We start from the raw sequence: 23172 nt of genomic DNA, 5'->3' as shown, positions 1-23172 counted from the left end.
CGAGCAGAGCCAACTAAGCTAAGCATTGTCGGTAAACAAAAGCGATGCATGATGAGCACAACCATGCTAGAGGCCGTATTAAGCGCTGGTTTTAGTCATATGGTGAAAATATAGACACTCATGCGGTCGCCCTGATAAATGCGTAGAGCTTGCAGAGTTTTTATATGTCGATTTTTCCTGATGGTCGCCAACTCAGTCCGACAGAGCCTTTGTTGCGTAATTCACTTTTGAAGCCGAGTCGTCCTATTTCAGATGGATATCAACTCACAGTCCTTTAGCGTAATGAATATAAAGAATTAATTCAAAGCGCTCCTTAATTTTGCTGCTTTGATTCAGCCCGGAATTCGTCAGTTTGATCATACATTATGGTTATTAAGGCACTTGCGGTAACTGTTGAGGGGCCCAAGTGCATATTCCAAACCACTTACCAACATCATCGTTGCTAGCGGCTTATTTGTATTCAAGGAGCGTTATTTTGATTAAGGAGCATATCTCTGCTCTCATTATATAAATTTTTATTACTAAATTCGCCAAGTTCTGAAAACAATAATGTAATTCTGATATCGATACATATTCTATAAATCAGCCTCATAATATCCTCAGTAGTTAAAGAATTTCAGAACATAACTTTGACGCCTTGTCACTATATTGCCACATATAATGCTTTAAATAGGTTATAAACAGATCATTGTGCTTGTAAAAATATAAATAATATCGTTATATGATATAAAGCACTATTTTGGTAACGATTATGTCTTATGCTCACTTACATGTCTCAAGAAATGGTCAACGTTCCCATATCCTGATTGATAACGCGACTACCCTACCCGTTATGTTCGTTTCGATTTATGGAATAAATAAATTGAGCAAAAAAGCGCTCGGCACGCAACGGAACATTCTTTCTTCTCTGCGATTCTTCCATGAGTATTACTACAAGAAGCACAAAACTACATTTGACTATGATTTCTATAGCAATAATTACAATATTGCGTATTTCATAGAAGAGCTTGATGGTTTCTTTCATTATTTTCTCACCAAGCAACATCTGCTTGATGAGCAAGATATTCAACCTATTGGTTTGTTACCGTCAGCAATCAGCAAGACGAACAAAGTCAGTTATGGGAGTCATATAAGAAACGTTGGTAAGTTTTTCAGGTACCTCAATGACCGATATATGAATTTGAAATATCAAGATATGTCACTAGCAGATGCTCATAATATCTATCAGTCCAATGATTTAAACCTAACGCGTGAAATAAAGACATTTGATAAAACGAAAGTGTCACAAAATGAACCCGCCCACCGTTACAAGAGTCTTGAAGAGCAGCAATCTATCGAGCTAACCAATATGCTCCTCCCTTCAAGTCCTGAGTTTGTGGACTCAGAAACAGGTGAACTATTTGAGGCTGTCACCAATCCTCATAATCCGTTTGCAGAAGGATTTCAACAGTACCGTAACTATCTGATTCATAGATTGATGTTCAATTATGGCTTACGTGTTGGTGAGGTGATGTTGTTGATGACAGACTGCATCGGTGAGTCTCTACCTGATGCTAATGGTAAGGTTTACTACATTTTGGTCGTTCAAAACTTGCCAGATGATGTTTTAGACCCAAGGAAAAACCCACCTTCTATTAAAACGATACATTCTTATCGGCAAATTGAATTGACAGCCGATGACTACATCATGCTGACTATTTATATGGAGCAGTACCGTGCTCCATTATATAGAAATAAAGGTGTAGATGATCATCAGATCCTGTTTATCAAAGGTTCAGGTAAGCTCCCTCCTTTAACCTATGACGCGATTAGAACCTTTTACAAAACAAAAATCGATCCAAGTTTTATTGCGATATATCCCCATTATCGAAATGAAATAAATCATAAAATCAACTATATGTGCAAAATAACTCCGCACGTTGGTCGGCATACGTGGGCTTACATTACGTTGGCGTTCGTTTACAACGAACTTCTCCAGGAGAATGTAATGCTTGCGCAGGATTATGGTATTTCCGCAAGGATGAATGGTGTATTGGAGCCTGCCGTTGAGCGGCTTCGTACCTTAGGTGGTTGGTCAGATACCAGTACGGTTCCTCTAAAATACGCTAAACGGTTTCTTGAGATCGTTAGCAACAGCAGCAACATAAAACGCACGCATCGTAATGACTGGCAGAAAGCTATTCATGATAAGTCAGCTACGTCAACAGAACCTACCTTTAATGCATTAGGAGACTACGGCTATGACGAAGATATCCCATTTGACATATTCGACTGATAGTCAATCTAAGGTTGACCACTTAAATACCCGATTTACTCAGGAACAGTGTCGGTGGATCAATGATATTAATTTACCTACACGGATCTACTTGACTAGCGCGACGGAGTTTGATGATCAGTTTCTGTATCTCAATGAGAATGAATGGCGTTTTCGTTATTCTGGTAAATACAATGCTATTCTCTTTAAAAATGGTAATAATTTTAAACAGTTAAATACTTTTGAAGTTAAGCTTCTGAAATACCTTACTGTAAAGTATATCCAAGAGAACTCGGCAGGTGTTGCAGAAAACTTTGCATATTATGTAGCGAGAACTGTTTTAGAGGTTGATGTTATCACACGCAATGAGTTGATTAATCAGTTACATACGATAGTAGAAAACCCTAACCGAAATTCAAGTCACAACCAGCAGTTCTATTTCACACTCCATGCTTTACGTACTCTTGAACGCTGTGGGTTCTTCGAAAGTACAGATGAGAAAGCAGACCTAGAAGATTTGTTGTTAGACGTACCTCGACCACGTAATGAAAATTGGGGAGTATACCAAAATCTCGATAATGTTATCCCGGATGAAGTGTGCGGTATGATCGAGAATGGAATTTTTCTGTGGTCAACCAAACTATGCCCCAAACTCAATACCAAAGAAGAGAAAATAGCTCATTTTGAAAGGCTTAAGAAACGTGTAGATATCGATGCCGTGCTTGATTGCATTATCACAGGCATTACGTATTACACTGGGGCGAGAGCTGTTCAAATTAGTAAATTTTCCGCTGGCGATTGCATCATTGACACAGAGAATAAGTACGGCATGCGTTACTCAATGCTGATTCCTTATGCTAAAAAAACTAAGCTCGCGATTGATCGAGTTCGTGTCGCTATCCCAGAGGAGCTTGGCAAACTCATAATGCTATATAAGTACTTGGCTAATATTGGTGATGAAGAGCAATTGTTTCCTACCACTAAAGCAACTCAGATATTAGTAAATTCAGCCATCAGCAACATTCTTCTTAAGTTCTCTTCTAAAGAGATACAAAAAGCTGTTCAAAATGGAGATCATACCCTACCAGTTTATACCTCAAGCCTATTCCGTCACAACGTTGGTCATTCAATGGCAATGAATGGCGCTTCAGCAGCCGAAATTGCTTATATCCTAGGTCAATCAACTTTAGTTGTTGCGGAGCGTTACATCGCTGCCACTCCTGAAATGGCAGATATTCGAGAGGCAGCTCTAGGTCGCAATCCCGTATTTACAAACATGATAGCTCTCATGCTGACAGGAAACTTAATTCAAAGTAGCGAATGGAAAGGCCGTCGTGTTGCCGCCTCTATTGGCGGCAAACTTCATTATCATCTTGGTGGATGCAGTTATGAAGAGAACATGTGCCCTTTTGCTCAAGGTCGCGCTTGTTATGGGTGTTTGTACTTTAAGCCTTTTGACAATGGAAAACACATCGAAGTCCTTGACTCTTTGAACGACGAAATTGCTGGGGTTCGCAACATAGCTGACGACTCTGGGCTTACGAACCATCCTCTGCTCAGAGAGTTAATACGACGTAAGCGGCATGTAATTCAAGTCATGGCTCGTGTTCAATTGTTTATAGATAAAGTCGAGGTGAACTAAATGTCACAAAATACAATGTTCAATAGACAAGCTAAAAACCTGCTTGGCTATATTGACATATATAAAGCTAAGTTCAATGAACTTTTAGAGAAATACGATGCGGTTGGACAGTTCGAATGGAATGATCCTTCGTGGCACTTTGGTGAGAAAGGCGCAGCGTGGCTGAAAGAACCTAAGAACCACGGATTCAAATGGAATGAAGTATCGAATAGCGTAAAAGGTTTGACTAAAATGCCTATCTCACCTGAATATCAAGACTTTATGCGAGCTTTCAATATACATATGGTGACGATCACAGACGGCATACCATCAGGTTCTAAACTGGATAAACCCTTACAAGTTATGAAACGCTGGTATTGGGAGTTGGTTACTCAGACAGGACAGACACATCCAATGTACCTAACTGCCGATATTATTTACGCTGCAATGGATCGACATAAAGCGAATTCGAAGAGTCCGGGGAATGTAAGCGATTATTGTGATGTTGCGGCTAAAATTATCAAACTACTCCGAAAACACGACTTATTCTTGGTTAGTATTGAGGTTGTTAACAAACACCCACTCCGCAATGGCACTAACAACACTAAAGAAAGGAAGATAGCTGATCAAGCAGAGCCTGAACAAACCACTGATAATAAACTTATTTCAATCCGAGCTTTCATGTGTGTCATTGAGCTGATGGTATTGGCTAAGAACGATTACCAGCGTATTTTTTACAATATGCTTCTTTTATCCATAATATGTGGTTTTCGCTTTCAAGAAATCATGTTGCTTAGAATGAACTCATTGATAAAACGGGAGATCAAAGATAAAGATAAGCGTAATCACGCAATCGCACAAGGTTGGCCTACATACAAGCTCGGAATTAAATATCTGGGAGCGAAGAAATCTGGTATTCGGATTCACTGGCTGGCGCCAACTTCTTATCCAGTAGTTGAGATGATTTATAAGTCAGTCAAAGCTTTGACTGCTGAGTTTCGTGACACTGTCACTAATCATAGAAACTCCAACTTCACTAATTTTTTACCAAAAAAAATAATTGAGTTTCCTGATGAATGGATTGAATGCAGAGATCTGCAACGCATTATGTTCAATGGTTCAGGGGGTATGCGAGGTGATTTTTCTAAATCAATCATGGTTTCGATGAAACGCTATGGCAACCATCTACCTAAAGTAATTCCCATTCATAAGCAATCAAAAAAATATTATTTCACTAAAGCTCAGTTGAATGATTATGTGTATCAGCGCTATGCAGCTACCAAAAACTTTTCAGACGGACATCAGTGTGTTCTCTCTGCTAAAGATGGCGGAAAAATAGTAAATTTCAACTACGAAGACTTGATGTTTATTCTACCTAAGGGTGCCTTTGACATTGAACGGGATCTTGTTTCACTGCAACACATTTTTCCACTAAACGAAAGTCAAATTGAGGCTTGGTTAGGAGGTTCTGAAACCCGCCGCTCTATCTTCGACCATTTTGAACTATACGAGGATGATGGCTCTCGTGTAAGCATTAAGAAACATGTACCTAGACACAATATCAATACATTTTTAGCTATCGCTGGAGTGACAGATCATGTACAGGCTATCTTAATGGGGCGCGTTGATATTACGCAGAACAAGCACTACCAGCACCAAGCCGAATCACAATCTTACCTGACCGCATCATTGGCAGTAAATATGTTGGAGAAAGCTTACGTTGAAAACAAGATAGCGCTAGCAAACGACGACCAACTATCACTGTTTGATGCTGATAGTGTGTCTACACATCAACCGAAGGGTTCCGTTCCAGTAGCCTGCAACCCAATAGAAAATGAGGTTAGTCGCCGTATGGCGGCGCTAGCCCGTTCTTGTAAGCCGATAAGAAATACAGGTGTCGCTATTGTCAAGTCATCCGCTTCAATGATGGTTGACCCCTCACTAGGTATGGAGCACAACCTTAAGCAGAACATGCAAACATTTGGTGAGACAACCACAGAGGTAGCACATTACATGGTAGGTGCTATGTCTGACCAATTTCTTCCAGAACTTAAAAGCGCTCACGACCGTTTAGTGAAGCAAAACTTGGCTGATAAAGCGAAAGAATTGGTAGAGCGACACGCTAAGTTACACCCTTTGGGTTTTGGTGCCTGTACCCGCAATGTTGCGCGTTGGGGGTGTCCTTATGCAATGAAATGTCAGTCTGGGTTGCCTTGTGGATCTTTCACTCTCACAGGAAGAATGGGTGAAGCAGAAGAAGCTACACGCCTTTTAGCGATCAAGCGAGAGGACGTCATCGTACTTCGAAAGCTAAATGCAGACAATCCGAGCTTCAATGTTGCTTTAGTAGAACAAGAAGAAGCGCTCGTGGTTTTGGAGGCGCTCGAAGCTAGCGCAATCCAGGCGAAAAGCACAAGAAAACTAGTGTCACTTCTTTCAGACGATCCGGATAACCCCTTGAGTCGAATTCTAGCGAGAATCAATGAACAAAAACTCGTGGGCAAAGCTCCGAAAACACTGGCAGACCTGTTTTTTATTGAACAGAAACGTATTGAGCGAAATAGAACAAGAGGAAGCAAAAAATGACGAAGACACCACGCAGTAGAAACCTAGATGGCAAAGTTATCCGAGGTAAAGAGTTGGATAACTACATTAAAGCTGAGCTACAGGCTATGGTACGCGAGGGGCTGGAAGCGTCACCGATTCAGCCTTCTACACTTCACGTTAGGCTTAAGGCTAAAGGTATTGTTAAAGGAGGCCTTAGTACCTTAAGTTCTAGAACAAGTATTATTAATGAGTACAAGGTACGACAACATATCAACCATGAACATAATAAGAGTGAGTTTACACCAGATGAAAAAGCCATGCTGGCACAAGGGCGTACAGGTGCAGCCTACATCAAAAAAGCGGAGCGTCTTGATAATGAACTTAAAAAATCACGAGCCAAGTACGAACGAAATATTCTTGCCATAACGGACATCATTGAGTATGTAAATAACTCAACCCCTATCAAAGTTGAAGACTTCTTTTCTGGAGACCTAATTCGTGAAATCGCTGAGCGAAAAACGAATGGGCAAGTAATATCTCAACAACTTACAAAAAAGTGATGTTTAAGACGTGCAACAGGATATCTGGCCATATACCAGTCACATTTGGTTTCACAAGATATGGGGATATGAAGCCATAGCCCCCACCACTAAAATAAACTTAGTTTGCTAAATAACTCAAGTAAACTCTAACTCGCCGAGCCACCGATTGGATAAGTCGTTCCAAGATCACTAGAAGGTGATGAACTCAAATGATGTATAGGCACGGCAAGAGCAATCAGTTTATCATGGGTATCCGATATACCATCACCATGATTCCAGTTATCCCAAATAGCATCAGTATAGGCGTTCAATATGCACCTGAAGTATGGAATATCGATATCATTAACCGAATGCCCTATCACAATAATTTTTTCGATATTTCCATAGCCTTCTAGCTGAGCGTGATACACTTCTAGTATCTCGGCTACTGGTTTGTGAAACTTATCTGTAACTTTGCATAACTTTTACTAAGGCAAGCAAACGAAAACGCAATATGAATGATGTTTTAAGGGAACAAAGGCGTGCTAGGTAGCATGGTTTATAACTTTCAAGAAGTATTCCTGCAAACCTACTTTAAATAAACGTGTTGAGCTTGCGGCATTTTTATAAATGCGACCTTTGGTGTCCAATTCCATAACCGGACAATTTTTCCAGTGTTTTGCATTCTTGCTGTAGTCAAGCTTCCCAAGTTCTAGCCCTGCATTTTTAAGTACTTTGGGCGACATACCATCCTTTACTAGTTGATGGATAACGAGACCTAATGCTTGCCACACTTGAGGGGACAGTTGATATCCGGAACGATTGCTGGCAAACGATTCTTTCAAAGGTTTCAGCCACCCTCCCATGAATGTAGAGATGTTATTTATATAACCACCTACAAGTATCGATGTTAGGCTCTCTCCCGACTCCAATACTATGTCTTTAGGCATCTTACTGTATTCTTGTGTGCCAGCTCCTGCTACCGCACCGACGAGCAACTTAAACAAGATAAATTGGGTTGTAATAGCCCTCTCAGATACCCTGACGTGCTTAGCATCAAAGTTGACTCCACCATAAGCCTCGATATTAGTATCTTCGATTAACTGAAGAATAAATGGACGTAATGGGAAGTCACCTTCACCAGATAGGTTATTGCCTTCACTAACATGAGGCAGATTTAGAGCTGTGTCGAAGAGAGCACTTTTTTTAAATAAATGAACGATATCTGCGACATTCAACCCTTTCTCATCATCAAAAATAACTCGAATCTCAACATTTTCCATTGCCAAGCGTTGTCGAGCTAGGCTTTTTTGATTGATTTCTTTTGCACTTAACCTTGAGCTAAACAAGAAAGTCTTAATTCCTAACATTCTACATATGGCAACGAAAGTCAGCACATTACCAACAATATGGGTACTGCTAGGATTAAAAGCCAAAGATGACAAGCTGCGAGAAGTGCCATCCAAGAAAGGCTTCCCCTCAATAGCAAACGTGATAGAAAGCGGCGCAAAAGCCTCGCCTTTAACCACTCGTTCCTCAAGCTCTGCTTGAATAGATTTTACTTTATCTAAGTTTGTAGCATTGGTTGCTGCATCAATGATCCATTTCAACTCCGATCTAACATTCTCAGCGGAAAAATATGCATCAATCTCAACCATCTGCATGGTTGTAATGAGGGTTTTACAAGTTTTTCCCTTAGCCGAAAGCAACATGCCAGTGATTTTTTGTTCTAAGGCTTTCAATTCTTTATGTCCAACATCGTGTTTATCGCAGTTTAATTTATAAATAAAAATTGATCCGACATGCGTGTCGGATCAATAATGTTCACTGAGTACTACCTAATTCGCAGTCAGCGCACTATGTTGCCACATACAGAGCAAAGGAAGAAAACATGACAGAATCACGTATCGGGGATACCGATGAAATTTCAAATGCAGATCTAGAGAACTCTATTGTAAGCAGTCTAGTAAGTCGCTTTGACGAAAGTGAACGAACAAGCTACGTAGCCAGTTCAACTAATCTGCTAAAAAACTCGAACGAAACACTTACCCCTACTCAGCTAGAAGAGATCTTCAAAGCGAATGCTAAATATTATGCAGGGGTAAAAGTCGTACAAACTACACTTAAACATACCACCATTTTCATTAGCCCTCAGTTGGCGAGAGATATGTTGACTTTTTCTAGTCGAGGGACGGTAAACAAAAAAAATAAAAATAGGCGACTTAGTAAGCCCAAAGTCAAAAAGTATGCAGAAGCAATGAAAAATCGGGAGTGGTGCCTAACTGGCGAGCCGATCATAATTTCTCATGAGGGGGAAATTCTTAACGGTCACCATAGATTGGAAGCCGCCTGTGAAGCTCGTGTAGGTTTTATAGCGCCTATAACTTATGGTGTTACTGATGATTTAAGTTTTGCACATATTGATGTGGGAAACATACGTTCACGATCACAAGTATTAGAGATGGCAGGAGTTAAAGTTAGTGCTTCAGTGCTCTCTCGCGTCGCCATGCTAGCCAAAGCGTTTGACATGACTAAGAACCCATTCGCTTTTCGTGGGACGCAAGGTACGTCGTTTCAACCCGCAGAGATTTTGGCATACGTAGAAGATCATAACGAGCTGGCACTATCTGTGCATTTCATCTCAGAGATATTTAAAAAACACCGACTTGAAAGCCAAGCTTCTGAAACAATCTATGCGTTTGCACACTATCTAATAAAAAAACAGCTTTCTGCTTGTGAATATGAGAATTTACCTCTTTGTCCAGAAACCTATCTCACCCGTATAATCTCATCGTTAGGATTAAGCTCTGAAGACGATATTGAATATCAGGTTAGGAACTACCTTCAATCAATCGTTCACGAATCAACATCGTATTCGCTCCTTTGCAAACTATCAGCGATCTTTAAGGGCTGGAACTCGCATCTCGGTCTTACGATTTCGGGCAACAGGATTGCAGTGCGTCGAGTTGCTCGCTATAAAAAAGATGAAAGTGGAAACAAAATCCCGCTGACCGCTGCTGGTAATATTAACGAACCATTTACTGTACCATGCGTATCCAAAGGCCCTACTCCAAAACGAATTCAGAAACAAAGCAATGTGCAAATAAAACAATAAAGATGGTTAGGCAGGCATGCCTGCCTTCTGTAAGGTGAAACATATGAAAGAGCTTATCCACGAACTGAGTCTGTTGAATGATAACGCTTTGTATCTGTTTACGGTTGACAATGTAAGGCTACAAGGAGACTTTGTCGAGTTTTCTCTAACTATTCATACGTCATCCCAGCTTTTGAGTCGATGGCGTATTACATGTAGGCACTGCCTTAAAGCCCACATAGATCGAACAAACCTAGCCCGAGAAGTGATGATTAAATACGACATATTTATTATTGGGAGCACCTATTTTTCTGGATCAAATTTTGATGCTATGAAATTAAGGTAGTCGCATTTATCAATTTACGTTGAAGATATAAACATGACCACAGAAGACATACTACACACAATACACGAAGAAGTGGGAGGGAAAATTATAGCGTCGGTCACACTAACTGATTCTGGAAATCTTATAGTCCAGTATGGCGATAAAGTGGTGGTCTATAAAAATGCCACATCCGCTATGCCTGCCTCTGAACTTTTAAAAATAGTGGCTGATTTCATCTAGCCGCATGAAGGTGAGCAACGCTACCACTAAACTAAACCAATGCGCCATAAACACGAAACCCAACGATGGAATGAATAATGCCAAACGTTGGGAATCACTCTTAGGTGCTTTGATATATTTATAACTTCTTCAGATTGTACGATTTACTTTATGTTAGAGAGAAATCGTGACGAAGATGAAGCTCTAAAGCTAATTTTTGCAAAGCGGTAAATGCCTGTTAATCTCTAGCGGCAGTCTTTGCATTGACTCTGATTAGTTACACCACCATCTTTTTGACGGAAGCCAAAAAGTTCTTCAAGTTCCTTGGTCGTCTTTGCTGTTTTGCCACATTTAGGGCAACTGTGTGGTAACTTAATTTTTCCAGACATTACATCATCCTCTTTGATAGTTGAGAATAACAATATACGCAATTAGTTGTATTTACAATTTGACTACAGTCATATAAGGCATACATGAAGAGAAGCGCTATAAACGGATTAGATCCAATAGTTAGATCTCTGAAAAAATATTCTCAAAGATGCTAAGCTAGTTGCCAGCTTTAGCGCACTGCTTGTGCTTTTAAATCTGAATTTCATTTTTCTTGGTTTTTTTCTTATCGCGTACCCAAATGATAGTGAGTTATGTCTGCCTGAGTCATATCTCAAATTGAAGTCTAACCCAAAATGGTTCATACTATGCCCAAATTAAAAATAGTATGAAATCCATGGATAATCTCAACTACGCACAAAAACAAAGGCTTGCTTTCATTGACTTTAAGTTGATGTTTGTTGGTCACTTTACGCGTTCCGAAGTTGTAGAACATTTTAAAATGGGGCTATCCAACGCGACTCGCGATATCAACTTATACAAAGAGCTAGCAGCCCACAACCTTACCTACGACAATGCTGAGAAACGGTATTTTCAAACAAAAGCATTTGTCCCACTGTTTAACCACAACACAAACGACACGCTCGGAAAGCTTGCAAACCAACTTTCAGGCGAAGACAGCGTCATCAATGGGTTAGGCATACCATTTGAAGTACCGAGCCAACTTAACGCGCCTGACACCAGCATTGTAGCTGTACTAACTCAAGCCGCGCTAAACAACAAAGCGGTGAAGATTCGCTATGTCTCTTTAAGCAGTGGTGAAAGCACCCGAATTGTTATCCCCCACTCTATCGTCGATAACGGACTACGCTGGCATATTCGTGCATACGATTGTCAGAGTAAGGAATTCCGCGACTTTGTTATTTCTCGAATTACCAAAGCTGAACTATCGGACAACACCGTACTTCAGACTCAAACCATGCTGGCTGATAAACAATGGATGAGGTTCGTACCATTAGAGCTAGTACCGCACCCAAACAATGTAAATTATCCAAAAGCGATTGAGCTTGATTACTCTATGAAGAATGGAAAATTATCAATCGAAGTTCGTGCCGCTTTAACTGGCTATTTACTGCGACGTTGGAATGTCGATTGCTCTGAGAATGCAACACAAACAACGCCCGAGCATCAACTTTGGTTAGCAAACCGACCGACTTTATATGGTGTTGAAAACTTGCACCTTGCATCAGGTTACACCGAAGCAGAACACTCAGTCCCTACACACAGCATTAAATAGGACGTGAAGATGAGCGAATATAAGAAATACCTTGGCGACCTAATCGGTGGCAGCCTTATGATTACAGAGGCTCAGCTAATTGCTGAGTTACTCCTTTCTGAACCAAGTAAAGAACAATGGGATGAAGCCATTGTTGAACAAAACATTCTGCAAAAACGTTCGCCAGCTTCAGCAAAGCGTAACGCGGCTACAATCAAAAAACGTATCGCAAATCTAGGTAACAAGTTCCTATCAGCACTTGTTAAGGCTAACCACGAGGAAGCGGCGCAGTTAATGATGGCTGCAACCCTAATTAACTCTCCACTGCTTGCTGACTTCATGCGCACTGTTGTAATGGATGCTAAACGTATGTACCGCGAAAACATTGACATGAAAGATTGGGAGTACTTCTGGGAAGATAAGTGCCGCATCTATCCTGATTTTGCCGATATGTCTGAATCCTCAACCTACAAAATTGCTCAAGTCGCTTTTAAAGTTATGACTGATGGCGGTTTCTTGGAAAGCACAAAAACAAAAGTACTCACCAATATTTACATAACCCCAGATGTTCGTGATCTACTCGTTGAGATGGATAGAGACGATATCATCCAGGCTATGGAGATCTACTAATGCTCCAGCTACAACAGCGTCTAGATAACATCCAATCTCGTTTAGAGAGCGACGAATTCCTTCAAAACAAAGAACTCGGTGGTGAGATTGGTTTTTACATTTTCGACTATAAACCTGAACATGAGCTAGCGGTTCGAGAGCATATCGAATTGCTAGAGAAAAAACTGTCAAATCGTGGCTACACATTCGCCAGCATTAACCTGTTTGAAATGATCATCAAACTACTAGAATCGCGGCGATTATTGGATAAGTCATTCAAAATGCAGTTTGCCAAAGGTGATGAAGCTCTGTTTAAAGCTCTCAAAGGGCCATTGGAGCAAAACCGAGTTGCAGAGTTCATTGTGAAAGAAGCAAATATAGAAAATTGTGACTTTATCATGCTTCACGGAATGGGAAGTGTTTGGCCGATTGTCCGAGGTCACGGACTACTCAATGCGTTGCACGCTAAAGTAGGCCAGGTTCCGACGGTCATGTTCTACCCTGGTGAATATGATGGCGCTTCACTTAAACCATTTGGTCGAATCGAATCAAACAACTATTACCGAGCCTTTAAGTTGGCATAGCGCACCATAGTGACGGTTAAGAAAAGGTAGCTGCCAAGCAAATGTAGTTACTGATAAAAACGTATGCTAAACAAGTAAATACTGAATCGAAATATTCTCATTAACAAATTGAGAAAGTTAGCTAGGAATTACCATGCAGTTAAAGCAGCTATTTAAAAAAGATATCTCACGCCCTATCAACGGCGTCGTTAAAGCCGACCAAGTCGGAAACGAAACCGTCTTCGTCGAACTTGATGAATATGTCATCACCGCTGAACTTAAAGGTCACATTGAACAATTCTTCAAATACTACATGCCGTCTGTTGATGACCCTAAAAAGGCGTCTGAAACGGGTAAATCTGGCATCTGGGTATCAGGCTTCTTTGGCTCGGGTAAATCTCACTTCATTAAAATCATGTCGTACTTGCTCAAAAACGTTGAGACATCTAATGATGGCGTAACAAAGCGAGCCATTGATTTCTTTGAGGACAAACTAGCAGAAGACCAAATGCTGTTAGGCGATATGCGTCGAGCGATCCAGAAAGAGAACAACGTTATCCTCTTTAACATTGATAGCCGCGCTGACACCGATGACAAAGAAGATGCGATCTTAAAAGTATTCCTAAAAGTCTTTAATGAGAAAATGGGCTACTCGGGCGACCATGCACACATCGCTGACCTAGAGCGTGACCTTGATGCGCGTGGCAAACTGCAAGAATTCCATCAAGCTTTTGAAGAGCTATCGGGTTCATCATGGTTAGAAGAGCGTGACTCTTATGACTTTTACCGTGACGATCTCGCTGAAGCATTTGCAAAAGTAACAGGCCAGTCCGAAGAAGCAGGTCGCCAAGCTATCGAGCGACTTGAAAACAACTTCAGCTTAGACATTCAAAATTTCTGTAAATGGGTTAAGCAATACCTTGATGGTAGCCCTGAACGCCGCATCAGCTTCTTTGTGGATGAGATTGGTCAGTACATTGGTCAAAACGCTCAAATGATGTTGAAGCTGCAAACTATTACAGAAAATTTAGGTACAGTCTGTGAAGGTCGTGCTTGGGTGGTAGTGACATCACAAGAAGACATGGACACTGTTTTAGGTCAAATGCAACAAGGTTCTCGTAAAAATGACTTTTCTCGGATCCAACAACGCTTTGATCGAATCTCGCTCTCAAGCTCAAACGTCAACGAGGTTATTGAGAAACGTCTACTCGCTAAAACAGAGCCTGCGCAAACTGTGCTAGCAGCATTGTATAATGAAAAAGGCGACATCATTCGAAGCCAGCTTAGCTTTGAGAAAACCAATAAGGCTGAGTTTTCTAACTTCACAGGTACAAACAACTTCGTATCGAGCTACCCGTTTGCACCGTACCAGTACAACCTAATCCAAAAAGTATTTTCTGGTATCTCCCAAGCGGGGGCAGCGGGTACTCACCTAGCAAAAGGTGAACGTTCTCTCATCGAAGCATTTCAAACGGCTACTAATCAGTTCGTTAGTGACGAGATTGGGCGTTTAATCCCGCTTTATAGTTTTTATCCTTCAATTAAGAAATTCCTTGATACTGCTGTAGTGCGTGACATTAACCACGCGGCAGAGAAAAGCTCTATTTCCGATTTCTCGGTTCAAGTTTTACAAACGCTATTTATGATCCGTTACGTAGATGAGATGAAATCTACCATCGACAACATCGTGACGCTTTGTATCTCGGAAGTCGACCAAGACAAACGCCAACTTCGTATTGATATTACTGAAAGCTTGGACGCATTGGAAAATAACCTTCTTATTGCTCGTCAAGGAGAAGAGTACATCTTCTTAACAAACGAAGAAAAAGAAATCGAAAAAGAGATCCAAAACACAGAGATCGAAACGTCCGATGAAACAGCGGAGCTAAGTAAAATCCTATTTGAAGAGATTTTACGCAGCAGCAAAACCTATCGCTATCCTGAGAACAAACAAGATTTCCCAGTTTCACGCTACTGCAATGGTCAACCGTTCGAGAAAGGCTCAATTGACAACGACCTGCACTTAAAGATTGTTTCGCCAATTGACGCTAGCTATGACGATATGACCGATGCCGTCTGCGGTAATGAATCTAAAGATGCCATCTTAATTAAACTACAAGATAAGGCGCGTCTATTTGGGGAACTACGAACCTATATTCGTACCGCTAAGTACACAAAACGTAATGCAGGTCGTGATGCAGATATGGAACTACTTATCCGAGCGAAAGCAGCGGAGAACAGTGCAAGACGTAAGCAGATTGTTTCTGAGCTAGAAGATGTTATTAAGCAATCAGACTTTTACTTGTTAGGGCAAAGCTATAAAACTAAAGGTGCAACAGCCACTGCTATCATCGACAACGCATACCGCCAGGTTATCGAAGACACCTTCAGTAAACTTAAGTATGTTACGCCCTATTCTGGTGATATTCGTCAACAAATTCAGCAAACTCTTATCGTTGACGACTTGAGCCAATTGAATATTGATTTGTCAGATGTTGAAGCAAACCCTCGCGCTCTGTTCGAGCTAGAGCAACACATCTCAATCAGTGATGAATACGGGCGTCCCCTGACCGCTGGCGACTTGGTGAAGAAGTTTTCTCGTCGCCCATTCGGTTGGAATGATTACGAAATCATCCTGATGATTGCTCGCCTAGCCGTCGCAAACAAAATTACGCTGCAAGCGAATCAGCAAGATGTGCCGTTGCGTAGTGCTTTTGAGCATTTAGACAAAAATTCCAAGCGTGCCAACTTACGAATCCGACGCATTCAGCAACAATCAGAAGCAAACCTGAAGAAAGCAGCCAAGTTGTACAAGTCTGTATTCCATAAGAATGCACCGACAACCGAAAAAGATCTTCATGAGCAAGCACTTCAGCTTTTAAAGAGCATGCTCGCAAAGCTCAAAGATTTTAAAGCGAAATCAACCACAGGTAAGTTCCCAGGTAAAACTGAAATCGAAGATGGCATTATCTCTATTTCCTCTCTTGTCGAGCAACAAGGAAGCTATAAGTTCATCGATGAATTCTTACGTCAAGGTTCTGATTTAGAAGAATTTGAAGAGGATTATGAAGAGCTTGAAGTCTTCTATGAAAAACAATTCTCAACATGGCAAAGCTTGGCGAATGCCTTGAGTATCGAGTTCGCGAAAAACCGTCACCTACTTAAAACGTCTGAAGTTGCCAATAATGCATTAGAGAAACTAGAAGCCATATATAACGATGAGCGTCCTTACGGAAAGATCCGTCAGGTGCAAGGCTTAATCGAAACGGTAAGAGCGGTAAACGATGAGATGCTGGTAGCTCGCCGTAAAGAGGTGGCTAGCAAACTAGAGGCTGCAATTGATGACGTCAAGCAACACGTTAGCGAGGCTAAAGCACCAGATACCATCAGTAATGATGCGCTTCGCCCGTTACAACTGTCTCTAAAACACTTAGAGCACCTTACTAGCATTGCTGAAATCAACGAAGAGCTTCGAAATTCAGAAAGTTTAGTAGAGCAAGCTGAAGAAATCATTAATGCCTTTATCGACCAGCAAATTAAAGCGGCTGAACGCCAAGTAGCGCTAGAAGCAGAACGTCGCAAGCAAGAAGCTGAAACTAATGCAGGCAATGACTCCAAAGGTGGTAACGGTACATTAGAGCTAGAACCTAACGACTCTAATGGTTATGGCCCATCATCTGCAACAATGAACGCAACCAAAGAGCCATTAAAAGTAGCTGAGCCTGTAGTCACAAAACCTAAAGCGAAAAAAGTGGTGACGGTCAAAGCTGGGGCCGTTTTCCAAGAACTAGGCGATACCACTTACCTAGAAACAGAAGAAGAGCTAGAAAACTATTTAGCGGCATTGAAAACGCAACTTTCCGAGTTGATTGCTTCGAATCATAAAGTACGAATCAAGTAAGTAAAAGCTTCTCTCACATAGAGAAATACCTAGCTGAACCATAAAGATAAATAGTGAACCACGCTCTTTGAGCGTGGATTTCTAAACGAATGAAATGAGTATTCAATGAACACCAATAAACTTAAAGCCTACGCACCAAAAGCTCGTGTTGCTTTTATGGAAGCAGTAAAGAGCAGAGCAGCAAAGCTCGGTATTTTCGAAGACCGAATTAGCGAGATCACGATTGATGGTGACAGCGCGATTATCGAAAAAGAAGTTTACACTCGCAAACAAGGTCAGCAACGTAACCAACTAGTAAAACGTATTGAAGCGTTAGGCACGCACGATGGTAAATTCGTGCATAAAGACGGCTTTAACCAGTTTATCAACGAAACGGCCTTTACTTGGTTTAACCGCCTAACGGCCATCCGCTATATGGAGGTTAATGAATACCTAGACCATGGTTTTCGTGTGCTAAGCAAAACCGAAGGCGCTCAGTTTGGTGAAGGCTTTGAAATCTTAAACTCAGCGGCTGACGTAGCTGATGAGCTTGGATTGAACAAAGACCAGATCATTGACATGGTGCTTGATGGTAACAAAGAAGAAGAGCTATACCGCACTCTCCTTCTAGCGCAATGCCACCAGCTAAGCGAAGCCATGCCATTCATGTTTGAAAAGCTAGACGATGCTACTGAACTACTACTACCAGACAACTTAACTAAAACTGATTCAATCCTAAAGGATTTGGTCAACAACATTCCTGAAGATAACTGGAAAGATAGTGAAACGGGTAAAGGGCAAATCGAGGTTATTGGTTGGCTGTACCAGTTCTACATCTCAGAGCACAAAGACGCGGTTATAGGTAAAGTCGTCAAACGCGAAGATATTCCAGCAGCCACCCAGCTATTTACACCCAACTGGATTGTTAAGTACCTAGTTCAAAACTCACTAGGTCGTAAGTGGCTAGCGACCTACCCTGACTCTGAGCTGAAAGACAAAATGGAGTATTACATCACGCCTGCTGAGCAAAGTGATGATGTTATTGAGCAACTAAAAGCGATTACGCCAACCAGTATTGATCCAGAAGAGATAAAAGTGCTCGACCCTGCTTGTGGTTCTGGTCACATTTTGGTGGAAGTCTATGAAGTGCTGCGTGAAATCTACCTAGAACGTGGCTACCGCCTTCGAGAGATCCCAGAGCTAATTCTAACCAAGAACATCTATGGCCTAGATATTGATGATCGTGCGGCACAGATGGCTGCGTTTGCTGTATTAATGAAAGCCCGTGAAGATGATAAACGTATCTTCACACGTAATATCAAGCTCAACATCCACTCAATTCAATCAACTGAAAACCTGAACATTAACCAGCTTTGGGCAGACTTGGATCTTGATGGCAACAAGCAAACAGGTTCAATGGGTGACCTATTTTCAGAACCGCAGCTAGAACTGGCTGAGCTATCAGCAGGAAACAAAGTTTACCTTGATTTACTTCGCTACCTAAAAGAGCAGTTTATTGATGCCAAAAACTTAGGTTCATTGGTAGAAATTGACAGTAAATACCTAGAATCTCTGACTACGTTGCAAGAAAAACTAGCTGAGAAAGCACGAGGTAATGAACCAACGGCAAAAGAAGCAGCACAAGCACTATTGCCTATTGTGGAACAAGCCATTGTATTAGCAACTAAGTATGATGTAGCTGTCGCAAACCCACCATATATGGGTACCAACGGAATGAACAGTTCCTTGAAAGCATTTGGAAGGAAGTTCTTTAAATATTCTAAATCTGATCTTTTTGCTATGTTCATGGAGCGTACTTATTCTTTATTAAAAAGTAACGGATACAACGCTCAAATAAATATGCAATCTTGGATGTTTCTATCCACATATGAAAAATTAAGAGACTATTTGTCATCATTTAGCTCTATTGTTACTTTGGCTCATTTGGGGCCACGAGCTTTTAGTCAAATTTCAGGAGAAGTTGTCTCAGTTTGTGCCTTTGTGTCAAGAAATAACCACATGCCAAGTTATAAAGGCACTTTTTTTGACCTTTATGATAAATCGACTTCTGAAAAACAAAACTGCTTACTTAGCAAGGCAAATGTTCACACAGCATCAGGTCAAGACTTTAGCAAGATACCAGGTAGACCTATCGCATACTCTGTCCCTGATACTATTCGAAAAGTGTTTTCAAGTACGATGCCCCTTGGAGAATTTGCGCCATCAAAATGTGGCATGAATACTGGAGACAATGCTCGCTTTCTTCGTCATTGGAGTGAGATTAAATACTCAGATATCGGCTTTCTGTATGACTCACAAAAGAACTTCTTAGAAAGCGGTTCGTCTTGGGTTCCTTACAATAAAGGAGGAGCCTTCAGAAGATGGTACGGTAACTGCGAAACAGTTTTACACTTTGATTTGAAGCATCGAAACATCCTTAGTCAGATGGGGAATAACTTACCATCTGAAGAGTACTACTTTCGTCCGTCATTAAGTTGGTCAAAGATCGGCGGTAAAACGTTTTCGTTACGTTGCTACGAAAAAGGCTTTGTTTTTGATGGTGGGGGCTCATGCGCATTCCCCAATCAAGAAGATTATTTTAAAGTTGCAGCTTTCTTGTGTTCTACCACAGCATCCGCGCTTGTACGCATAAAAAATCCCACTACTAACTTTCAGTCTGGTGATGTTGCGGTGTTACCTTTCAATCCGAGCAATACACCAGAGATATTAGAAGCTTCAGAACTAGCAAAGACCGCTTTTGAAATATCCAAAAAAGATTGGAATGAATATGAAACCAGTTGGTTCTTTTCAAAAAACCCTTTGTTATACGATAAAGTTTCAACAATCAAAGAAGCATTTAAGCATCACCAAAGTAACTGTGAGAACACCGTAAAAAAATTGTTAGACATTGAAACAAAAAACAACCTCCTTGTCGCTAGACATTTTCAATTAGAAGAGGAAATTGAAACATCCGTAGAGCTTAAAGATATAACATTATTCTGCAACCCAAGTTTCCGCTATAAAAGTGACATGTCAGAGTTTGAAAAGCTGAAAAGGTTTCAGTCAGATACAATTTCAGAACTTGTATCATACTACGTCGGCCTAATCGTAGGGCGTTTCTCTCTCAACCTTGACGGAATGGTTTACGCCTCTTCTGAAAACGTAGGCTTCGACGAACTGATTAAAGAAGGTGTATACGATGGCTTTCCTGTAGATGACGATGGAATTGTGCCTTTAGCAGATGAAGATTGGATATTTGAAGATGACGCCACTACCCGCTTCCGTCAGTTTGTCAAAACCGTATGGGGTGAAGATCACTTACAAGAGAACTTGGACTTTGTGGCTGAAAGCCTGTGCTTGGATGCCATCAAAGCTAAAAAAGGTGAAAGTTCGATCGATACTATCCGTCGTTACTTCTCCACTCAGTTCTACAAAGATCACTTAAAGACTTATAAGAAGCGCCCTATTTACTGGCTGTTTAGCTCAGGCAAAGCAAAAGCATTCGAGTGTTTGGTTTACCTACATCGCTATAACGAAGGTACGCTGTCACGTATGCGCACAGAGTATGTCACACCACTTATGGGTAAACTTGAAAGCCGCAAGAACATTCTTGAAGACTCAAAAGCAACAGCGTCTGGTGCAGAGCTACGCGCAATCGACAAAGAGCTGAAAACGATTGAGAAGAAGCAAGCTGAACTGGTCACTTTCGATGAAGAGCTAAAGCACTTAGCTGAAATGAAGATCAGCCTAGACCTCGATGACGGCGTTAAGGTTAACTACGGCAAGTTCGGTAACCTACTTGCTGATGTGAAAGCTATTCACGGCAAAGCGCCTGATAAAATTAAGTAATTGATTCATGAGCAGCCTTTGGGCTGCTCTTTTTCTACTTTTCGAGAACAATAATAATGAAATTACAAAGTCTAAACGATATTTTTGAACGACGAATACTCAGGATTCCTGATTACCAACGTGGCTATGCTTGGTCTTCAATCCAACTTGATGACTTTTGGGAAGACATCATTCAACTTGATCCAAGACGAGTTCATTATACTGGTGTTGTGACACTAGAACCTGTTGCACAAAAATTATGGCAAAAGTGGGAACAAGACGAATGGATTATAGAGGGCGTTGGCTTCAAACCCTTCTACATTGTCGATGGGCAACAGCGCTTAACGACATCAATGATTTTGATTCAAGCTATTTTGGAGTCAGTAGGCGAAGACGCTCAACTCAACTATCAATCGCTTGAAACCATACGCAGCCGCTATGTATTACACAAAGCAGACGACGGACAGCGACAAAGCTTCATCTTCGGGTACGAAAAAGACAACCCTAGCGATGAGTACCTTAAAACCATCATCTTTGGTGAACACTCACATAGTAACCAGCACCAAGAAACCCTATACACGCAAAACCTCAAAGTGGCTAAATCTTATTTCAAAGGTAAATTATCGACTCTTTCTGAAGACGAAATTGCACTAGTTTTTAAGAAGCTCACTCAAAAAATTAAATTTAATCTCTACGAGATTGACGAAGAGATTGATGTGTTCGTCACATTCGAAACGATGAACAACCGTGGTAAGCCTCTGACTAGTCTTGAGCTGCTAAAAAACCGCTTAATCTACCTATCTACTCTTTTCCACAATCACGAAGGGCATGAAGTTTTACGTAGTAAAATTAACAGTGCGTGGAAAACCATGTACGAATATCTCGGTAAGAATCCTGAGCGCCCTCTTGATGAAGACATTTTCTTACGTAACCATTGGACAATGTACTTTAAGTACAGCCGTAACAAAGGCGACGATTACATTAAATACCTTCTGAACGAGAAGTTCACCGCTCGTAATGTCACTCATCCAAAGGATGAAAATGAGCGTGTGTCAGTAGAAGAAATCAGTGATTACGTCGAAAACTTACAAGAATCAATTCGTCATTGGTTCTATATTCACAACCCATACTTCTATCTTCCTAACTACAATGACGATAAGAACAAGTTGCTACTTGATAGATTGCAACGTCTAAGCTTCCGTGCATTCAGACCTCTCCTACTCGCCGCGTTTGTATCCAAGCAGCCGTTGGAAGAGATTAACGACCTACTTTCAGCAGCGGAGCGCTATAACTTCACCCTATTTTCGCTATGTCATCGTCGTTCTAATACTGGCGATTCTGAGTTTTTTGGCATGGCTAGAGAGTTGTTAAAGGGTAATCGAACCATCAATTCAGTCATCGGTACGATCAATGAATGGGCCGATTACTACTACGACCCTGCTCGCTTTTACAGCTACATTGCAGAAAAGTATGAGTTAGGACAACAAGGTTTCTTTAAATGGGATGGCTTGCGTTACTTCTTGTTTGAATATGACGCTTGGCTAACCAAACGTGGCAAACAAGAAACCATGAAACTTGGTTGGAATGATCTTAAGGCAACAAGCAAAGATAAGATCACCATTGAGCATATCTTCCCACAGACACCTTCTAACCAGTATTGGCAGGATCGCTTTGGAAGTTTAACCAAAGAGCAAACAACATGGTTAGCTAACTCATTGGGTAATTTAGTACCATTAAGCCGAGCAAAGAACTCCAGCCTGCAAAACGATGGATTCGATGATAAGAAGAATAACGGTTCAGGCGTTGGCTATTACAACGGTTCAGCATCAGAAAATGAAATCGCTCAATTAGAGGAATGGTTACCTGAGAGTATTCTTTCCCGAGGCCTCGCATTGTTCGAATTTATGGAGAAACGCTGGAAAATCCCACTCGGTGATGATCAGTTTAAAGCCAAATTACTTCACTTAGACTTTCTCGTAGAGAGTGAACAACAAGAACAACAGATCGCATAAAACAGTAATAACGTGTTGCCGAGCGTTGTATACACTCGCACTGTAGTGGTACAGTAAATTTGGCCACCTAAATAGAGGTGTTAAAATACATCTCAG

At 41.1% G+C, this 23172-nt stretch carries 14 protein-coding genes; 11 read left to right on the top strand and 3 right to left on the bottom strand.

Translation table 11 applies throughout. The annotated features are described in order from the left end of the window. Nucleotides 1–751 precede the first annotated feature (751 nt). The 4 genes from CDZ87_RS15190 to CDZ87_RS15175 are packed head-to-tail and all read left to right on the top strand — an operon-like array spanning nucleotide 752 to nucleotide 6982. Nucleotides 752–2275 (top strand): site-specific integrase, encoded by a 1524-nt coding sequence (locus tag CDZ87_RS15190; protein ID WP_245834733.1) that lies wholly within the window; start codon nucleotides 752–754, stop codon nucleotides 2273–2275. Further along, on the top strand, nucleotides 2241–3896 hold the full coding sequence (locus tag CDZ87_RS15185) for a site-specific integrase (RefSeq protein ID WP_100754291.1): 1656 nt from the start codon (nucleotides 2241–2243) through the stop codon (nucleotides 3894–3896). The genes CDZ87_RS15190 and CDZ87_RS15185 overlap by 35 nt, the downstream gene beginning before the upstream one ends. After that, the gene (locus tag CDZ87_RS15180) at nucleotides 3897–6461 is read left to right on the top strand and encodes a hypothetical protein (RefSeq protein WP_100754290.1); all 2565 of its coding nucleotides are present in this window, start codon (nucleotides 3897–3899) and stop codon (nucleotides 6459–6461) included. After that, nucleotides 6458–6982 (top strand): hypothetical protein, encoded by a 525-nt coding sequence (locus tag CDZ87_RS15175; protein WP_100754289.1) that lies wholly within the window; start codon nucleotides 6458–6460, stop codon nucleotides 6980–6982. The genes CDZ87_RS15180 and CDZ87_RS15175 overlap by 4 nt, the downstream gene beginning before the upstream one ends. Before the next feature lie 128 nt (nucleotides 6983–7110). Here the strand turns inward: CDZ87_RS15175 and CDZ87_RS17245 are convergent, their stop codons facing one another. Together CDZ87_RS17245 and CDZ87_RS15165 are read right to left on the bottom strand one after the other, a co-directional pair. Further along, nucleotides 7111–7275 carry a hypothetical protein gene (locus tag CDZ87_RS17245; RefSeq protein ID WP_216639389.1) on the bottom strand — a complete coding sequence of 55 codons (165 nt, stop codon included), beginning with the start codon at nucleotides 7273–7275 and terminating at the stop codon, nucleotides 7111–7113. 213 nt (nucleotides 7276–7488) lie between these two features. Beyond that, the gene (locus CDZ87_RS15165; RefSeq protein ID WP_100754288.1) at nucleotides 7489–8655 is read right to left on the bottom strand and encodes a hypothetical protein; all 1167 of its coding nucleotides are present in this window, start codon (nucleotides 8653–8655) and stop codon (nucleotides 7489–7491) included. 179 nt (nucleotides 8656–8834) lie between these two features. On the opposite strand from CDZ87_RS15165, the gene CDZ87_RS15160 reads away from it, so the two are divergent. Then, on the top strand, nucleotides 8835–10058 hold the full coding sequence (locus tag CDZ87_RS15160) for a chromosome partitioning protein ParB (protein ID WP_100754287.1): 1224 nt from the start codon (nucleotides 8835–8837) through the stop codon (nucleotides 10056–10058). 768 nt (nucleotides 10059–10826) lie between these two features. On the opposite strand, the gene CDZ87_RS17055 is transcribed toward CDZ87_RS15160, so the two are convergent. After that, a complete protein-coding gene (locus tag CDZ87_RS17055) occupies nucleotides 10827–10970 on the bottom strand; it encodes a hypothetical protein (protein ID WP_157806479.1) in 144 nt (47 codons plus the stop codon). Nucleotides 10971–11305: 335 nt separating this feature from the next. Between CDZ87_RS17055 and CDZ87_RS15145 the strand changes: the two genes are divergently transcribed. The 6 genes from CDZ87_RS15145 to CDZ87_RS15120 all read left to right on the top strand — a co-directional run bounded on the left by CDZ87_RS15145 (nucleotide 11306) and on the right by CDZ87_RS15120 (nucleotide 23076). Next, complete coding sequence (locus tag CDZ87_RS15145) at nucleotides 11306–12205, top strand: helix-turn-helix transcriptional regulator (RefSeq protein ID WP_100754284.1); 900 nt, start codon at nucleotides 11306–11308, stop codon at nucleotides 12203–12205. A gap of 9 nt (nucleotides 12206–12214) precedes the next feature. Beyond that, nucleotides 12215–12814 carry a DUF1819 family protein gene (locus tag CDZ87_RS15140; protein ID WP_100754283.1) on the top strand — a complete coding sequence of 200 codons (600 nt, stop codon included), beginning with the start codon at nucleotides 12215–12217 and terminating at the stop codon, nucleotides 12812–12814. After that, nucleotides 12814–13377 (top strand): DUF1788 domain-containing protein, encoded by a 564-nt coding sequence (locus CDZ87_RS15135; protein ID WP_100754282.1) that lies wholly within the window; start codon nucleotides 12814–12816, stop codon nucleotides 13375–13377. The genes CDZ87_RS15140 and CDZ87_RS15135 overlap by 1 nt, the downstream gene beginning before the upstream one ends. Before the next feature lie 133 nt (nucleotides 13378–13510). Further along, nucleotides 13511–17257: a BREX system P-loop protein BrxC gene (gene brxC / locus CDZ87_RS15130; RefSeq protein WP_100754281.1), complete on the top strand. Its 3747-nt coding sequence runs from the start codon at nucleotides 13511–13513 to the stop codon at nucleotides 17255–17257. A 105-nt stretch (nucleotides 17258–17362) separates the two neighbouring features. After that, nucleotides 17363–21085 carry a BREX-1 system adenine-specific DNA-methyltransferase PglX gene (gene pglX, locus CDZ87_RS15125; RefSeq protein ID WP_100754280.1) on the top strand — a complete coding sequence of 1241 codons (3723 nt, stop codon included), beginning with the start codon at nucleotides 17363–17365 and terminating at the stop codon, nucleotides 21083–21085. 56 nt (nucleotides 21086–21141) lie between these two features. Beyond that, nucleotides 21142–23076 (top strand): DUF262 domain-containing protein, encoded by a 1935-nt coding sequence (locus CDZ87_RS15120; RefSeq protein ID WP_100754279.1) that lies wholly within the window; start codon nucleotides 21142–21144, stop codon nucleotides 23074–23076. Nucleotides 23077–23172: the final 96 nt, after the last annotated feature.

The sequence above is a fragment of the Vibrio salilacus genome, assembly GCF_002811245.1.
Lineage (GTDB): Bacteria > Pseudomonadota > Gammaproteobacteria > Enterobacterales > Vibrionaceae > Vibrio > Vibrio salilacus.
Note: the sequence above shows the minus strand (reverse complement) of the source record. Positions and strands in the feature narration are given on the sequence as shown.